Annotated in this window: 15 protein-coding genes; 2 read left to right on the top strand and 13 right to left on the bottom strand. The window is 52.3% G+C overall.

Annotated features, from left to right (window positions below):
- Positions 1 to 13: 13 nt before the first annotated feature.
- The 10 genes from M4D81_RS06780 to M4D81_RS06735 all read right to left on the bottom strand — a co-directional run bounded on the left by M4D81_RS06780 (position 14) and on the right by M4D81_RS06735 (position 12,170).
- Positions 14 to 1,501, bottom strand: a complete 1,488-nt coding sequence (locus M4D81_RS06780) for an FGGY-family carbohydrate kinase (protein ID WP_260065217.1) — start codon at positions 1,499 to 1,501, stop codon at positions 14 to 16.
- 46 nt (positions 1,502 to 1,547) lie between these two features.
- Complete coding sequence (locus M4D81_RS06775; protein ID WP_260065215.1) at positions 1,548 to 4,001, bottom strand: alpha-mannosidase; 2,454 nt, start codon at positions 3,999 to 4,001, stop codon at positions 1,548 to 1,550.
- Between the two features lie 81 nt (positions 4,002 to 4,082).
- A complete protein-coding gene (locus M4D81_RS06770; RefSeq protein WP_071220169.1) occupies positions 4,083 to 4,997 on the bottom strand; it encodes a class II fructose-bisphosphate aldolase in 915 nt (304 codons plus the stop codon).
- Between the two features lie 27 nt (positions 4,998 to 5,024).
- Complete coding sequence (locus tag M4D81_RS06765) at positions 5,025 to 5,684, bottom strand: aspartate/glutamate racemase family protein (RefSeq protein WP_083397597.1); 660 nt, start codon at positions 5,682 to 5,684, stop codon at positions 5,025 to 5,027.
- 155 nt (positions 5,685 to 5,839) lie between these two features.
- Entirely contained in the window at positions 5,840 to 6,739 is a 900-nt protein-coding gene (locus M4D81_RS06760) for a carbohydrate ABC transporter permease (RefSeq protein ID WP_083397596.1), read from the bottom strand.
- The gene (locus tag M4D81_RS06755; RefSeq protein WP_083397595.1) at positions 6,736 to 7,653 is read right to left on the bottom strand and encodes a carbohydrate ABC transporter permease; all 918 of its coding nucleotides are present in this window, start codon (positions 7,651 to 7,653) and stop codon (positions 6,736 to 6,738) included. The genes M4D81_RS06760 and M4D81_RS06755 overlap by 4 nt, the downstream gene beginning before the upstream one ends.
- Positions 7,654 to 7,738: 85 nt before the next feature.
- The gene (locus M4D81_RS06750) at positions 7,739 to 9,058 is read right to left on the bottom strand and encodes an ABC transporter substrate-binding protein (protein WP_260065211.1); all 1,320 of its coding nucleotides are present in this window, start codon (positions 9,056 to 9,058) and stop codon (positions 7,739 to 7,741) included.
- A gap of 195 nt (positions 9,059 to 9,253) precedes the next feature.
- The gene (locus tag M4D81_RS06745) at positions 9,254 to 10,474 is read right to left on the bottom strand and encodes an ROK family protein (RefSeq protein WP_260065209.1); all 1,221 of its coding nucleotides are present in this window, start codon (positions 10,472 to 10,474) and stop codon (positions 9,254 to 9,256) included.
- A gap of 166 nt (positions 10,475 to 10,640) precedes the next feature.
- The gene (locus M4D81_RS06740) at positions 10,641 to 10,979 is read right to left on the bottom strand and encodes a four-helix bundle copper-binding protein (RefSeq protein ID WP_260065207.1); all 339 of its coding nucleotides are present in this window, start codon (positions 10,977 to 10,979) and stop codon (positions 10,641 to 10,643) included.
- A 126-nt stretch (positions 10,980 to 11,105) separates the two neighbouring features.
- Complete coding sequence (locus M4D81_RS06735; protein WP_260065206.1) at positions 11,106 to 12,170, bottom strand: CobW family GTP-binding protein; 1,065 nt, start codon at positions 12,168 to 12,170, stop codon at positions 11,106 to 11,108.
- 107 nt (positions 12,171 to 12,277) lie between these two features.
- Here M4D81_RS06735 and M4D81_RS06730 point away from each other — a divergent pair, with 107 nt between their 5' ends.
- Entirely contained in the window at positions 12,278 to 12,796 is a 519-nt protein-coding gene (locus M4D81_RS06730; RefSeq protein WP_260065205.1) for a MogA/MoaB family molybdenum cofactor biosynthesis protein, read from the top strand.
- A 60-nt stretch (positions 12,797 to 12,856) separates the two neighbouring features.
- Here M4D81_RS06730 and M4D81_RS06725 read toward each other — a convergent pair whose 3' ends face one another.
- Both M4D81_RS06725 and M4D81_RS06720 read right to left on the bottom strand, forming a co-directional pair.
- Positions 12,857 to 13,384 (bottom strand): hypothetical protein, encoded by a 528-nt coding sequence (locus M4D81_RS06725; protein WP_194543515.1) that lies wholly within the window; start codon positions 13,382 to 13,384, stop codon positions 12,857 to 12,859.
- A 92-nt stretch (positions 13,385 to 13,476) separates the two neighbouring features.
- Complete coding sequence (locus tag M4D81_RS06720) at positions 13,477 to 14,475, bottom strand: NADPH:quinone oxidoreductase family protein (RefSeq protein WP_260065204.1); 999 nt, start codon at positions 14,473 to 14,475, stop codon at positions 13,477 to 13,479.
- Between the two features lie 211 nt (positions 14,476 to 14,686).
- Here M4D81_RS06720 and M4D81_RS06715 point away from each other — a divergent pair, with 211 nt between their 5' ends.
- Positions 14,687 to 15,487, top strand: a complete 801-nt coding sequence (locus M4D81_RS06715) for a PepSY domain-containing protein (protein ID WP_260065202.1) — start codon at positions 14,687 to 14,689, stop codon at positions 15,485 to 15,487.
- A gap of 80 nt (positions 15,488 to 15,567) precedes the next feature.
- On the opposite strand, the gene M4D81_RS06710 is transcribed toward M4D81_RS06715, so the two are convergent.
- A complete protein-coding gene (locus tag M4D81_RS06710) occupies positions 15,568 to 17,022 on the bottom strand; it encodes a nicotinate phosphoribosyltransferase (protein WP_260065712.1) in 1,455 nt (484 codons plus the stop codon).
- Between the last annotated feature and the right edge of the window lie 57 nt (positions 17,023 to 17,079).

The following is a 17,079-nucleotide window of genomic DNA, read 5'->3' as shown; positions in this document are numbered from 1 at the left end:
CTCCTCATCCAGCTCATTTCCGTAATCTAAGATGATGGCTGATCGGAATATATTGAGATTCGTAAATATCACGGTAAGCCGAATGCTCCTCCTCCCGAAACGGGATATATTCTGAGCTCCTTGCGTTATTTGCGCTGGCCGCTGCTTCCCGGAGCGAGGAATAGATACCTGATCCCGTGCCGCCGAGCAGCGCCGCTCCCATCATGGACGCCTCCCGGATATCCGGTACCTCCAGCATGCATCCGGACACGGCCGCTTTTATTCGCAGCCAAGAAGCAAGCCTTGCACCACCGCCCGTCACGCGGATCCGCCCCATCGGCCCTTCCAGCAAGCCCGCTGCCGTTTCGCGTACGCGTTCCATCTGGTACGAGGTCCCTTCCAGCACCGCTTTGCACAGATGACCGCGGGTGTGGCCTTGGGTTAATCCGATGAACGCAGCTTTGGCATTCGCATCGGGCTCCGGCGGACCGCTTCCTGTCAGAAACGGAAAGTACAGAATTCCGGTCGGTCCCGGCCCGCAGCCGAGCACCTCCTGTTCCAGTGCTTCGTAAGTGAGACGAGGATGGCCCATAATCGAGCGTGCCCATTCCACAGAACCTCCGGAGGCCGAATTGCTGCCCATCCAGAACATGCGCCCCTCCACCGGATGGAGTCCGAAGGCAAGCTTTGAATCATAATCGCGCGACTTGAGCCCTCGTTCCTCCATAACGCCAACCAGCGTTTCTGCGGTGCCCATGGAACTGTACACGTCTCCCGGTCTTAACGCTTCCACCGCCAGCGAGGCGCAGAGATGGTCATGGCCGCCGATGCATACGAGCGCCGAGCGCGGCAGGCCGAGATGGTTCGCAGCGCCGGTCACATGCCCGATCGCATGACCGCTTGGAAATGCCTCCGGAAACAGGTCCAGCGGCAGTTTCAAATGGCCTAGCCACTCCTTATCCCACGTCCTGGTCCGGATATCGAAGGCATAGGTCCGGGCCGCAAGCGAATAATCGAAGGCCATCACGCCCGTCAGCCGGTAGGCGATGTAGCCGGCTACCGATAGCCATACCGCATGACTCATTACGGTCGGATCGCGCTCCTTCAGCCACAGGATTTTGGCCAGGCTCAGCTTGAAGGAAGGATGCAGTCCGCTGGCGAGAAACCTCGCTAACGGATCATCCTCCGCTTCCAGCAGTTGAGCCTGAGGCGCGGAGCTTCTGTCCGACCAGGGCACGATCTCCGATATGGGCTCTCCCGTTCTCCTGTCAAGCAGTAGTCCGCTCTCCGCCATGCTGGTGATTCCGATGGAAACGATCCTTGCCGCTTCCACCTTGCCGGCGGCTTCCTTGATCATGTCCGCCACGTCGGTCCATATGCGGAGCGGGTCAAAGTAGGTACTGGCATCCCTGTGAACATAAAGCTTGGTTTGACGGCTCGCTTGGGACAGCATCCTGCCCGTATCATCAAAGACACCGACCTTGCTGTTGGTCGTTCCGATATCAATGCCGATCATGAGCATGCCAAACCCTCTCCTTATCCGTTGAATTCAGCCACCGACAACCGATTTATTTCAATCCGGAGCCTTCCTCCAGATCCCATTCCATCAGGTTGGTCTCCTTCACCGGCTCTTCCGGGTTTTTCGGGATGCGAAAGGTTTTGATCTCGCTTGGCCCGAATGCCGCCTCGATGCTGCGGTTCCATTTCGGAAGTCGAATGACGGCCTCGGTTCCGACCCGGTTGCTTTCGTAACAACGGATCACCAAATCATCATTGTCCTCCGCTTGTTTCACGGCGCTCACGATGATATTGTCCTGATCCACCTCCAGCAGTGAGTCCTTCTGCGGCAGTTCACCATCGTGATAGGTCTCGATGACAATCGTCGGCCGTTGATTAAGCTCGAGCGCCCGCTTGACGGTGCCGGCATGCTCCCATGTCCCTGCATGGGGAAGCAGCCGGTATTGGAACTGCTGAATGCCTTGGTCGATGATGGAATAGTGCCCGTCGCGCTTCGGCACATGCGGATCATGGTGGGCATATATTGGACTCCGGAGTACGGTAAGGGACAGCTCCTTGTTATGGATGCTGTAGCTGTACTTCGCGTCATTCATCAGCGACATCCCGTAGACGCTTTCGTCCTCACGTACAATACCGCTGAAATCGACCCAGCTTTGGCCAGGCTCCTCTTCCCCGTTTCCTTCGCGTTCGATGTAACCGAACGGAATTTCATAGCTGTGGCGGGTAAAGATCAGATTCATCGGGAAGACCAGCTTGAGCATTTTGAACTGCTCGCGCCAGTCCGCGTGCACCTTAACATCGATGTAATCAAGCTCCTTGTACATCGTAAAATCCTGCACCAGACGCGAAGCGCCGTACTCGCTTGTCACCCGGATGACCGACTTCACCGGACCATGCTCCACTCGCTTCACCGAGACGGCCCGAAATTCGCCGATCTTGTCCTGGAAGTGCAGCACCTCATGACTCCATGTATCCGACTCGTCCTTCATGACGGTCGGCACAGCAGCCGGACCCTTAAACAGCTCAAAGCCGACCTTCTTGTCGTAGAGGCTGCTGATACATCCGGTTGCCGGATCAAATTCCAGCCGGAAGCGCTTGTTCTCCATCGCGAAGTCGTTGGCTTTCAAGCCTTCCGGTTTGACGTCGGTGCTGCCGGCAAGCTGAAGCAGCTTATACACGCGGTATCCCAAGGACGGCAGTTCGGCCACGAAGCTCAAACGGTAGCGTCCATTGGACGTGGCATGGGGCTGCACCGTCTGATAAGGGATCGTTTTTCCCGTTTCATCCACCAAAACGGCCCCTTCCTTCAAGCCGCCGATCTCCACCTCGACATTGACGCTGCTTGCCCAGGCATGCGGGTTGAAAACCACGAACGGCTTCATTCCCTCCTCATGCTCGATGCCGATGTTCCATGAGAACTTCTGTATCGCATAATTCAGATTGCGCTCGGCAATCGACATGGCTTCCCCATGCATGTTCCGGGCATCCTCATAAGCGGATTCCAGGCTTGTGCCAGCCAGAATATCATGGAACTGGTTGAACAATACGTTCTTCCAGGCGGTTCCGTAATCGTGCGGATAAGGCTGACCCAACAGACGTTCCGCGAGAGCGGACCATTTCTCTGCAGCGCTCAGCTTGTTCTCGGCTTGCCGGTTCCATTGCTTAATGCCGGAATGGGCCGCGTAACAGCCGCTGGCATGGTGCTGGAGATCGTCATGAACGACAGGCAGGGGAACCTCCAGCCTCTCCATCTCCGCAAAATATTGATTCGGCGTAGAGAATACCAGCTCCGGGAAAGACTCGTCGTCATTCAGCCTCCGGATGCTCTCGATGTTTTCCTTCGTCGGTCCGCCCCCATGATTGCCCACGCCGTAAAACACCATGATCTCGTTATGCGGATCCTTAAGCTCTGTCATACAGCGGCTGACGTGCCGCTCCAAATCCTTGCCCCAGGACAAATATTCGAACGGAATGCGGTAAGAGGTAACCCGGCTCCCATCGCTGGACTCCCATAGGAATAACCGGCCGGGCAATCCCTTCTCGCTTGGCATCGGACGCATGAAAATATAGGAATCCATCCCGCTTTTCTTCAAAATTTGCGGCAGCATGCCGTTATGGCCGAAGCTGTCCACGTTGTAGCCGACCTTGGCCGTCACGCCGAATTTCTCCAGAAAATATCGCTGACCGTACAGACCTTGGCGGACAAAGGATTCCCCGTTCGGAATGTTACAGTCCGGCTGGATCCACCAGCCGCCCACGATCTCCCAGCGGCCTTCCGAGATGCGCTGCCGAATCTCTTCAAACATGGCGGGATCGTTGTTCTCCACCCATTCGTACATGGCAGCCGAGCTTGACGTATAGACGAAATCGTCATACTCGCTCATCCGGTCGAGCACCGAACGGAAAGTCGCCTTTGTCTCCTGAAAACCTTCCTGCCACTGCCACAGCCACACGGGATCCAGATGGGCATTGCCAATCATGTGGAGCTTCTGCTTTTGCTTCATATGTGTGAACCTCCTGTAAGTTCAAAGATTTGAATGTGTATCTATAATTCAAACGCATCCGGATTTCAGCAAATGAGCCTACTAAAAATGATGTCCTTGACCCTCGCTGTTCAGAACATGGCGAATTTTCTCCACCACCGTCTCCGCAACGGCCTCCCGCCCCAAAGCTAGCTGGGCTGGACTTAACCGAAGGCATTCCTTGTTTGTCATCCGTTCCTTCCGGTTCAAAGCGTCCAGCAGCGCCAGCTCCAGATCGGTGGCGATATTCACCTTGCTGACACCGCCATCCGGCAGCTTAACCGCCTTCTGGACCATATCGGCCGGCACACCCGAACCCCCATGCAGGACCAGATGTACGGGAGTCAGGGTACGAATCGCCCGGAGCCTTTCATAGTCCACTTTGGGCTGCTTTACCATGTAGACACCGTGAGCTGTACCGCACGAAACCGCAAGTGCATCCACACCGGTCTGCCGGACAAAATAAGCCGCTTCCTCGGGATCCGTATACAGCTCCTCATCCTTGTCCGTCTCCACGAAATCCGTCGTTCCGATCATGCCGAGCTCGGCCTCGACCGATACGCCCTTGGCATGAGCATACTCCGCCACCTCCCGGGAAATGGCGATGTTATCCTCCAGGCTTTTCTCCGAAGCATCAATCATGACGGAGGTGAAACCTGCCTCTATCGCTTCCTGAATCGGTCCCGGTTCCTTGGTATGATCCAAATGCAGAACGACCGGAACGGTGATGCGGTCCGTGTTCAGCCGCTCGTAAAATTCATCCGCGAATTCGGCCGGTGTTATGCCGTAACGGATCAATTCTTTATGTGAAATTTGCACGATTGCCGGTGAGCCGCTCTTCTGGGCTCCTTGTAACACGGCCGCGATCATGGGCGTATAGCGTGGCGAGAAGGAACCGATGGCAAACCGGTTGACCTCGGCAATCTCCAATGCTTTTTTCAGCGTAAGTACGTTGTCCGGCTTGGTTGTACGAGTCATGATTTCATCTCTCCCTATCCTTTTTGTCTAGGTAAAATAAAGCTGCTTTAGCCGCTCCATCCCTAACCTTGGGCTGGTTAATATGCGCGATCCGATTTCCTTCGGCAAGGCCGGTATGACCCTGGACATCGATGCCTGCGCCAACACCACGACTTCGCATTGCTGCGCCAGCTGCTGGAGCTGCTCCGCAAGAAGCTCATCATGCCCCTTCTGGTCCCCGTCCATCAATTTGGCGTAAGCCTCGGAAACGACCAGCGGAATGAGCTGGATGGAATCCTGTTGATCGGCGGCCTTTCTGTGAAGCAGATTCAGGGTGGGCCTCATGGTCGTCTCCAGCGTTGCGGCGACCCCGATCCTCCGGCCCCTCGATACGGCCAGATCTGCCATGGCATCATCAATGCGAACCACAGGCACGCTGACCGTTCCAGCGGCCCGCTCGGCGATGTCGCCAACGGAGGAACAGGCAGACAGTATACATTCGGCCCCCGCTTCTTCCGCATACCGGGCATAGGTGGACCATTTATTTGCCACGGTCTGGACGGCTGCCTCATCCCCCTCCCTCAACTGCGACAGGATCGAATCATCCAGCCAATGAAGGAGTGTGCAGCCGGGCAGTATTTCCGAAGCCAGCTCTTTCAACAGCGGGATCGTGACCGCCGTCGTATGGATAATGGCTAATTTGTTCACGTTCGTGCCTCCTTGTCGATACCATAGTTGGCATTGCATATTTATTTTTGGGAACGTTCCCGTTCGCATGGAAAAGAGCGGATGGACATCTGGATGCCCATGCCCATGGACATGAGCATGGGGGTTACGGCTGCGAAAACCGTCATCTAGATGGCTCAACCCTTCAGGGCCCCATTCAGATTCATGCCTTCTAGGAAATAGCGCTGGAACAGCAGGAACACGATAATAATCGGAAGCAGCACCATGCAGGATGCGGCCAGCAGAAAGTTCCACTGCGTGTTCAGCTGTCCGATGAATACCTTCAGACCGATGGGCAGCGTAAAGGTTGCCGGGTCCGTCAAGTACAGCAAGGGGCCGAGAAAATCGTTCCAGCTGCCGTTGAAAGCCAGTACTCCGACGGTGGTCAAAGCCGGTGCGGACATGGGCACAATCAGTTTTCGCCAGATATAAAAATTGTTGGCCCCGTCAATATAAGCCGATTCGATCAGTTCCGTAGGTATCGTCATATAGAACTGCCTCAGCATGAAGATGAAGAACGCGGAGCCCAGAAACGGCGGCACGATCAGCGGCAGAAACGTACCTACCCACCCAATATTCGCATAAAGAATATACTGCGGGATCATCGTTACGAACCCCGGGATCATCATCGTGGCCAGGATGACCGCAAACCAGAAATTTCGTCCGACAAACCTCATTTTTGCAAACCCATATGCAACGAGCGAGTTGGACAAGACGGATCCGACCACCGCAAAGGCGGCGACGATGACCGAATTGCCGAGGTAGCCGCTAAACGGCGCCGCCTGCCAGGCTTCACCGAAATTGCTCCATACAAATTCCGTAGGCCACCATGTCGGGGGATAGGCGAATACCTCCTGAGATGTCTTTACCGCTGTAATGAACATGAACCACATGGGCAGCAGTACGGTTAACGAGAATAACGACAGCAGAATAAAGTTGACCGCCTTCAGCATGCGGTTGGTCTTTTTCACGCTCGACAGCCGTTTCAACTTGGCGGCTGCTTCTGGTGCAGGTACGGAATAATGGGGAGTGCTCATCGATGGTCACCGCCTTCGTAATGAACCCAATATTTCGAAGCGGTCATGTTGATGACCGTGATGATCATGACAATGACGAACAGGAACCATGCCATAGCCGAAGCGTATCCCATCCTATAGTCCACGAACGCCTCGTTGAACAAATGCAAATTGTAGAACAGCAGGGAGGAGGCCGGGCCGCCTGCCCCGTTCTCTGACATGACGTAAGCTTCCTGGAACACCTGGAACGCGCCGATCATCGTCGTGACGACGTCAAAGAATATGATGGGTGTAATCATCGGAATCGTAATTTTGAAAAAGCGGCGGATTCTTCCCGCCCCGTCGATCTCTGCGGCTTCATACAGCTGCTTCGGAACGGAATGGATGGCGGATAGGTAAAGCAGCATGCTGGTCCCGATTCCCCACAGTCTCATCAGCACGAGCGAAGGCTTCGTCCATGCCGGATCCGTCAGCCACGAAGGGCCTTCGATCCCGAAGAAACGGAGAACCGTATTGATCAGGCCGGTCTGGGGACCAAGCATTTGCATCCACAGCATATACATCGCAACGCCCGCCAGTACGGTCGGCAAATAGAACAGCATCCGGAAAAATCCGCCGCCCCATACCTTCTGGCTCAGCAGCGCGGATACGGCGATGGCCGCGATGGCCGAGAACGGAACCCCGACCGCTACGTACCACAGCGTGTTGGAGATCGATTTCCAGAAGAGAGTATCCTGAAAGAACATTTCGGAATAATTGCTGAGGCCGATCCAATCCCGCCTGGAAGTAATATTGTAGTTGGTGAATGAGACATACAAGGAAAACAGCAACGGTCCGCCGGTTAGAGCGAAGAACCCCAACAACCACGGCGAGATAAACAAGTAACCCTCCAAATTGCTTCTTAAGCCGATTCTTGCCTTATTCCGCATTTTCATCACTTCCCGCTTCTAGTTAGTGGTATATCCGCAAAAGGGTGCAACACCGAGTCGCGCCCTTTTGCGGATCATACGGTTATGATGCTTACTTCTTATTTCGCTGCACGAGATCTTCGACCGCTTTCTGGGCTTCGGCCATGGCTTCTTCCGGCGTCTTTTTGCCGATCCATACTTCCTCTACCTTCGGTTTCACGAGGTCCATGTGGCTTGGCGCGAATACGGGGAACGGCGTCAGCGCGGTCCACTCCATGTTCTCGGTCGCTTTTTGGAATACTGGATGAGAGAGCGCCTCCTTGCTCTCCGCGGCTTCGATGTTGGCTACGCTGTCGTATACTTGCGTCGCCCAATATGTTTGAGCCTTCGTATCCGTCAAATACTTGACGAATTCCCACGAGGCATCCGGATGCTTGGCCCCGACCGGAATTTCAGCTGTAAAGCCGCCGCCCCAGGACCAGTACCCTGAGCCTTCTTTGAACTCGGGAATGAAGGCCATGCCGTAATTTTTATCCGGCGCGAAATCGCGTACCTTGGTGAACTCGGTAGCCGTTTGCGCAATCATCGCTACCTTGCCGGATACGAACGGATTGGTCATCCCGTTGCCGAACTCGGCTGTAAACGCATCCAGTTTTCTTTTGGTGTAATAATCAAAATAGTTCTCCTTCACCCATTTCACGGCTGCCAGCTTCTCAGGCGTATTCACGGTTACAGTTCCGTCAGGTTGGAGGAAAGACTGTCCCCCGGACGCATTCAATGCCCAGAAGTCCCAATCGACATGGGTTAACGGGTAGAATCCCAGGCGCTCGATATTTCCGTCGTCACTCACCTTATCGAGCTTTCTGGCGGTCTCAATCAATTCGTCCCATGTTGACGGAGGAGCTTCCGGATCCAGGCCCGCTTCTTTGAACATATCTTTATCGTAGAACAGGAGCCTTGTATCCGTGGTAAACGGAATGCCGTAGGAATGGCCCTCATGAACGGTTGCATCCCACAGCTGAGGATAGAATTTATCTTTAAAGCCCGGCTCCTTATCGATATAAGGCTGCAAATCCATCGATTGCTTGGCGTCCGCCCGGGTTGGAACGCTGTTAATATCCTGAATGACAATGTCTGGAGGATTGCCTGCCGCGGTTGCCGCTAACGCCTTTGTCCACACATCACCCCAAGGATAATGGACATGCTTGACAACGATTTTGTCCTGGGAAGCATTGAAATCACTTACAATTTGCTCGATGACAGCCTTATGCGTACCGTCACCCCACCAATCCCATAACTCCAGCGTGATTTTGCCGGCATCGGCCGGATTCGCCGATGTATTCGTGTCCGTCTCTGCGCAGCCTACTAAAGCAGTTGACATTAAGAGTACAAAGGTTAAAAGCATAGTGCCAAGCCTTATCTTCTTCATCATCGTGGCCCCCTGTATGAGTAGTAGTGAACATTTGAACATTCGATCATTAATTATTAAACCTTATTCAATAATTAAGGAGTCATATCGGAATTATAAACGCTTACATTATAAAATGTCTATATTTTTTTAATGATTTCACTAAATTTATTGAACTATCTTTAATAATAAAGAAGGGTGAGGGCAATCATTTCCCCTCTACTCGCTCATTTCGTTCAGAAATTTTTCGAGCACGATCGTTCCGGCACCGATGATCCCTGCAAACTCTCCCAGCTCGGATGGCTGTAGCACGATTTTATTGTGGAAGCTGGACAGGCTTCTGTTATAGGATGTCTCTTTGACATATTTGAAGAAATCCGGGTATCGGTTCGCAAGGACTCCACCGATGATAATGGTCTCCGGGGTAAGCAGATTAATGACATTCGCCAGAGATATGCCGACATAACGAGCCGATTCGTTCAGCATGTTGGCAGCCAATTGATCTCCTTCCAGACCGGCCGTAATCACATCGGTGACGTCCAATCCGTGATCATTGCCATCAAACGAGGATTTAAGAGAACTCGCAGCTCCGCGCCGCAGCTCTTCTCCGACCCTGCGGACGATGGCGATGCCGGAGGCGATCGCTTCCAGGCAGCCATAATTGCCGCAATTGCAGCGCGGACCGTCAATATCGATCGTGCAGTGCCCGATCTCACCGGCTCCAAAAGGGTACCCCTGATATATTTTCTGGTTGAAGATCAATCCGCTCCCGATTCCGACATCCGCATCCACGTATACCAAATTGCTGAAATGCCTGCCGTTTCCATACCATAACTCACCGAGTGCCATCACGTTAGCGTCCTTCTCGATTTGGGTCGGAAGCTCCGTATTCTCCTCGATCAGTCCCTTTAATCGCACCTGATGCAGCCCGGGAAGGTTCGGCGGAGACAGGATCTTGCCTTGGACCGGATCCAGCGGTCCGGGAGCTCCCACGCCTATGCCGATGATTTGGGACTTCAGGCCCGACTCGTCCAATACGGCTTGGATCGTGGAAATAATGACATTCACCACGCTGCCGCGATTCGCGTTATCTTCGAAGATGGAGCGTTTCTCCATCATCGCTTTCCCCTGCAAATTAATGACTGCCGCTCTTACGGAGGAGGCGCTGATATGAACGCCGACCGCGTAAATATCACCGGAATTCAAGGAGAGGAGTTTGGGCTTCCTGCCCCGGCTGGACTCGTCATAAAACCCGGCTTCAGCAATCAGCCGATCCCTCATCAGCTCTTCCACCAAATTGTTAACGGCGGTAAACGTCAAATTCATCTTGGCTGCGATTTCCGCTTTCGTTAAACTGCCATAGTCGCGGAGCAGCGCAATAATGCCGATACGATTCAGGTTTCGGACATGCCGATTGTTCTTTCCAACGGAATTATTCATGTTACAACCTCATTCTTTTACCAATAATTGTACTTGCCCTCTAACACATCTATCATAGGGGAAATTTCGGAGTTAGTAAAACCCCTTCCTCAGTCTGCAAATGAAAAGCCTGATCTCCTCATGGGAAATCAGGCCTAATGATATCGCACAATTGCGTTTGTTTAACTTAAACGTGGCTCAGCATTTCGCGGCATGCATCGGCACATTTCCGGCATGCATCTGCGCATTGTTTGCAATGCTCGTGCTCATGCTTCCCACACTCTTCCGCGCAAGCGAGGCATGCCTTGATGCACAGCTCGCAAATCTCCTTAACGTAAGGGCTTTTTCGTGACATGGCTTGAGCCGCAAACGCACATATATCGGCACACTCTCTGTCGAGGGTTATACAATCGCGAAGCATGGCCAGTTCGTACTCTTTCAGGCAGGACACATAACATACATTGCAAGCGTTCATACATTGGAGACATGCTTCGATACATTCTTTATATTTGAGTTCATTTAACATTGGATAGATCCTCCTTGTAGTTATTACGCTATGCCTTTGTATTAAACGTTCGACTGCCCTCTGAATCAAACACCGGCCAGAAGACCCAAGGTATAATTGCCCAAGTTAACTAGGCAAATGGTTGACTTATGCCCAGCTTGTCTTCCCCTCGAGCTTTTCAAGCTGCTCTCTTAGCAGCGACTTCTGGAAGTGCTCCCCAATAAACACCACCACATCCGGCACTTGGCCCTGGGGCGTAATCTTCATAAAATCGGATTCGCGAAACGCGTACTGGAACAAAAAACGGCTGTTCGTATCGCTGAAGGTGAGAATGCCTTTCGCCCGGTACACATCCCGTGGCAGCCCGGCTATCAATCGTTCGAATTCCACACTGTTTACCGGATGGCTGAAATAGTATGTGTAGGACATTACATGATCATGAGAATCGTGAGCATGACCATGCTCATGGCTGTGGTCATGTTCATGGTCATGCTCATGGCTGTGGTCATGCTCATGGCTGTTGGCTTGCTTGTTCTTGTCTGTATGCTCATGGGCATCCCTGCCCTCTCGATTATGTGCAATCGAATGCTCATCCCGGTCCTGGGGATCGCTCTGCAGCAGATCTTCAAGCTTTATGTCGCAGCGCACCGCAGGCATGATCGGAGCATACGGATTCCAGCGCTCGACCAGCTGCTGAACCGTCTCTTTGCCCTGATCCGTTACTTGGTCCATCTTATTGAGGACAAGCGCCGAGGCTGCACGAATCTGCTCCTGCATCAAACGATAGGTTTTCCCCTTCTGCTCTATATTCAAATGCAGCAGATGCGCGGCATCCACGACAGTGATCAGTTTTTTCACATCGATTCTCATGTATAAAGAAGCTTCCGCCGCCGCGTCCAGGATTTCTATCGGATTGGCGATCCCCGTCGCTTCAATGACGATGACATCCGGCTGCTCCCGCTGGATTAGCATCGCAATTTCAGATGATAAATCGGATCGAATGGTACAACAAATACAGCCGCTTAGCATCTCTGCCGTCGGTACTTCTTCACCGGCGACAAGCCCTTCGATGTTGACCTCGCCGATCTCATTCATGACAATGGCCGGCCGCAATCCCTGCTGCTTGAAGGAGGTAATAAGACGGCTAAGCAATGTCGTTTTTCCACTGCCAAGAAAACCTGATAAAATATAAATGGGTGTTACGTGCTCCACGTTCCATACTCCTTTGCGTGCATCATGATTATGCTAGCGAGTGTACTACATTTCATCCATCTACTGCAAGCGCGCCGCCACTAACTATAACAGGAGATGTCATTTCTATGAATTCATCGCAAGAGCATAAACAGCAATCCCCCGCTTCCGTGAACTGCAAGGTGATTACGGTCTCGGATACGCGGACCAAGGACACGGACAAGAGCGGCAAACTGATGATGAGCTTGCTTGAAGAAGCCGGGCATGCCGTTGTATCTTACAGCATTGTTCAGGACGACTACGAAACGATCCGCGAAACGATCTATACTGCGGTTAGCAATCCGGACATTGATGTCGTCCTACTAACAGGCGGAACAGGCATATCGAGCCGGGATACCACCTACGAAGCCGTATCCTCATTGCTTGATAAGGAACTCCCCGGATTCGGCGAAATCTTCCGCTTCCTAAGCTTTACGGAGGATATTGGGTCTGCGGCCATATTGAGCCGCGCGATCGGCGGCACGCTAAGCCACACGGCCGTCTTCTCCATGCCGGGTTCTAGCGGAGCCGTCAAGCTTGCGATTAACCGGATTCTGCTGCCTGAGCTGCGGCACATCAAATATGAGCTGGATAAACACAGATCATAACCAAAGCCGGGCACCATGCAAAAGGCCGGATGCATATGGGCATCCGGCCTTAGCTGTATCCTAACTGCTGGCACGTCGTTGATGTTTGGCAAGCAGGGAGGGCGCTATTTTTTTGACCTGGTCATAATAGTTATCCGTTTTGTCGCCCGTTGACGTATATACGATGGACGTTTCTTTGTCGCTCACGATCAGGTTATGCCCGCCGGCCGCATTGGCATCCCCTTCTGTAACGCCGTATATCTCCTTGATCCCTTTTTCCCTGGCCGCTTGATCCTGATAGACATATACGGTGATAAACTGGCTTGCATCATAATTGATCCGGTATTGATACGTAATATTGCCGACGTTGTCCTCCGCATAGGTTTCATTGGTCAACGGCATGCCCACCTGGTTAAAAGAGGCTTGGAGATCCTCAAGGAATTTTCCGTTCAAACCCCGTCCCGATATCCGGGCCTCCCTGGACCCTTCCTCGTAAGCCCTCATGTTATATAGGCGCATCTCGTCCCTGGCTATCTGCCTGGAACAACCGACCGATATGGCAAGAATGGAACAAAGCAATAAAACGGTAACGATTCTGCGATAATTCATGTTCACTCACCCTTCCTTAGGTGTCAGAGGTTGCCTTCCCTTAGAATGCCTGAGGATGAGGAACATTATGCGTATGAGAAATCAAGGTAATATTATAGAGCGATGACGCTTCTTCCAACTGCTCTGCCCTGCAGAATGGTGTTCAGCACTTCAGGCAGATCGTGTAGACCGTATTCTGTAATTCCTTCTTGTAGCACGGATGCCGGCTTCCATTCATCCGCCAGTTTCGACCATACCGATCGGCGGTAGGCCATAGGGCAGTATACCGAATCGATTCCGAGGAGATTGATGCCTCTAAGGATAAACGGAAACACCGTCGAATCAAAAGCACCGCCACCTGTCATACCGGAAACAGCGACGCTTCCGCCATATTTTACGCTTTTCAGAAGTGAACCCAGTTGGTTTCCTCCGACCGGATCTACTATCGCTGCCCAGCGCTCGGCAGAGATGGCCCCCTTGGAGGATGCCGCAGCCTCTTCCCTGGATATCACTTCATGAGCTCCCAGCTTTAAGAGCCAGTCCCTCTGACTTGATTTGCCTGTGGATGCCGTTACGCTATAGCCTAATTGACTGAGGATGGAGACCGCGAAGCTGCCCACGCCCCCAGTTGCCCCCGTAACTAGAACTGCCCCCTGTTCCTGTCGCAGTCCATTCCGTATCAAGGCCTCTATCGATAATGCAGCCGTAAAACCTGCGGTTCCGATAGCCATCGCATCACGCGGAGACAAGCCCTGCGTCAGCGGGACAAGCCATTCTCCCTTAACCCGTGCATACTGGCTGAACCCGCCTTCATGAGATACGCCTAATTCATAACCGGTACAAAGAACGGAATCGCCTTCCTTGTAATCAGCATGAGCGGAATGCACAACCGTTCCTGCCAGATCAATGCCCGGAATGAACGGGTACCGGCGGACAATCTTCCCTTCCGGTATGCTAGCCAGCCCGTCTTTATAGTTAACCCCGCTGTATAATACCCGCACAATAACGTCACCTTCGGGCAGCTGCTTCAAACACAGGTTCTCCACGCTGCCGCGAACCCCTTGCTCATCTTGACGCAGCACGTAGGCCTGAAAATTGGTTTCGTTGTCCACACATATCACTCCTTGGGTTAGTTTAGGTGCTGTAAAGCAATCCGGATTTGCACTATGAATATGTCGAAGCTTTATACATGCTCTCGGAATATGGCGACTTATGCGCTTTCCCGAGAAATGATCCAGTATCGTCATTTATAATCAGAATTATGTTATTATGGAAAAAGAATACTTTTATGAAAGATTATCAGCAGGAGTTGAAATCCACGTTATGACTCATTTCGATCATGGATCTACACGTAGATCCTTCCGCTTCTCGTACTTGCTCACGCTGGTAACACTACTTCTGTTACCGCTCGTCCATAAACCGATCAGCCAGGTTTTTGGATTCCTTGGTATTCATACACAATCAGGGGGTATTGCCGGCTCGTTTCTCGTTTTCTTTTTGAGTTTGGGTCTCATTCTTACGCTGTTTAGACTAGTCTTCTGGGTTTTCCCTTTAATTACCTGGTCTGGTCTCAAAGTGTATGTACTAATCGGCCTCCTCTTCATTTTAATGACAGGGATCTACGAATACACAAACACACACCGCTCGGTTGAAGCGGCGGTATTGAACGAGAAACATGCTTTTCTTGAAGCACCTTTCAGCATAGATCATGCTGAAATCATACAATCCGAATTAACCTCTGAGAATGTTTATGCTTTCGTGGGTACACCTGGACTGGGACTGCAATTATCCACCTATACCAAAGGATGGTTCGGATGGAATATGTCCGCCGTAACTACATTATACCCTTCTCCTGAGAATCCCGCTTCTCCGTCCGTATTCTCGGAGACAAACCTGGATTCATCACTCGTGTTTGGCCTGTATAGAAGCACAGAACCCATTCGGATTCATGTAAATGGTCAGCCGGCACATACCATACCCTACCAACAACTGAGGCCTGATGTCAGTGAAGATTGGTACATGTGGTATTACGAACGCCAGCCTGACATGCTAGAGAACAAGGACAAGGTTCATCTCACCGCGCGTGACGTCAACGGAAGTATAGTGGATCGACTTGACCTATAGGCCGAGTACAAAAAGACGCCCCTTCTCCTGCCAAGCGGCAAGATTGGGAAAGCGTCTTTTTCATTGCTGTATTTTATAACCTAATCTTCATGCTGTTCCATGAACTCGGCCATCATCCGCTGTTTCACTTCCCAGACCTCTTCACTCAGATTCACACGGTAAATTTCCGGATTCAGCTTACGCAGATACTCCGGCCAGAACTGACCCAGCTGAGCATCATGATAGCTGCGAATCTCTTCGAGCTTCGGCAGCTCATACACCAGTTCGCCATTCACAAACACCGGTTCAAGCATGGACACCGCTTCAAAGTTCTTTACATTTTTGCGCATGTAAGGATGCAGCGGATTAAACAGCTTTAATTTCCCGTTTTCCGGCGGCATCTCTTCTTCCGGGAAGCAGATGTAATCGGCGATCGCTTTGCCGCTGCCCTTGGATATGATGCGGTATACCTCTTTTTTGCCTGGGGTAGATACTTTTTCGGGGTTGCCCGAGATTTTGATGGTCGGTACCATCTTCCCGTCAACCTCCCGCTCCACCAGCTTATAAACGCCCCCAAGCGCAGGCTGGTCGGCTGCCGTAATCAATTGGGTACCGACGCCCCAAGTATCTACTTTGGCCCCTTGCGCCTTGAGATCCAGAATGGTGCCTTCATCCAGATCGTTCGATGCCACGATACCGACGTAATGAAGACCGGCCTCATCCAGCATCTTCCTTGCCTGAATCGACAGGTACGCCAAATCCCCGCTATCTAAACGAATGGCATTCATCCGTTTCCCTTGGGCCTCCAGCTTCTTCGCCGTTACGATGGCATGGGGAATCCCGCTCTTTAACGTATCGAAGGTATCCACCAGCAGCGTCACTTGATCCGGCATAACCTCGGCAAATATATCAAAGGCCTCCTGCTCGCTCCGGAAGGTCTGCACCCAGGAATGCGCATGTGTGCCTTTTGTCGGGATGCCGAATTTCTCGCCAGCCAGCATATTCGACGTGGCATGGAAACCGGCCAGATACGCAGCACGCGCCCCCCATACCGCCGCATCCGCTTCCTGTGCACGTCTTGTACCAAACTCCAGCAAGGTATCGCCGCTGGCAACCTGCCGAATACGGGACGCTTTGGTAGCGATCAAGGTTTGAAAGTTCATAAAGTTCAAGAGTGCCGTTTCGACCAACTGTGTCTCGAAAATGGTGCCTTCCACTCGAATGAGCGGCTCATTCGGGAATACCAGCGCCCCCTCCTTCATGGAATGAATATTCCCTAGAAAACGGAATCGGCGAAGCTCTTCGAGAAATTCAGGTTTATACTTCTCTTCCTGTTTGGCCAAATACGCGATATCCTCATCCGAGAAACGCAAGGATTCAATATAATGCACAATCCGCTCAAGACCGGCAAAAACGGCATATCCGTTACCGAATGGCAGCTTACGGAAATACGCCTCAAACACCGCACGCGTACGATGAGAGCCATTAATCCAGTGAGCGTACATCATGTTAATCTGGTATTTGTCCGTGTGTAGTGCTAATCCTGCTGTCAGCATCACGATCATCCTCCACTGTTACCCGGTTCATCTTGGCTTCCGGGTGGTTCAAGCTGT

Source organism: Paenibacillus sp. p3-SID867 (assembly GCF_025142895.1).
In the GTDB taxonomy this organism is placed as follows: domain Bacteria; phylum Bacillota; class Bacilli; order Paenibacillales; family Paenibacillaceae; genus Paenibacillus_AQ.
Note: the sequence above shows the minus strand (reverse complement) of the source record. Positions and strands in the feature narration are given on the sequence as shown.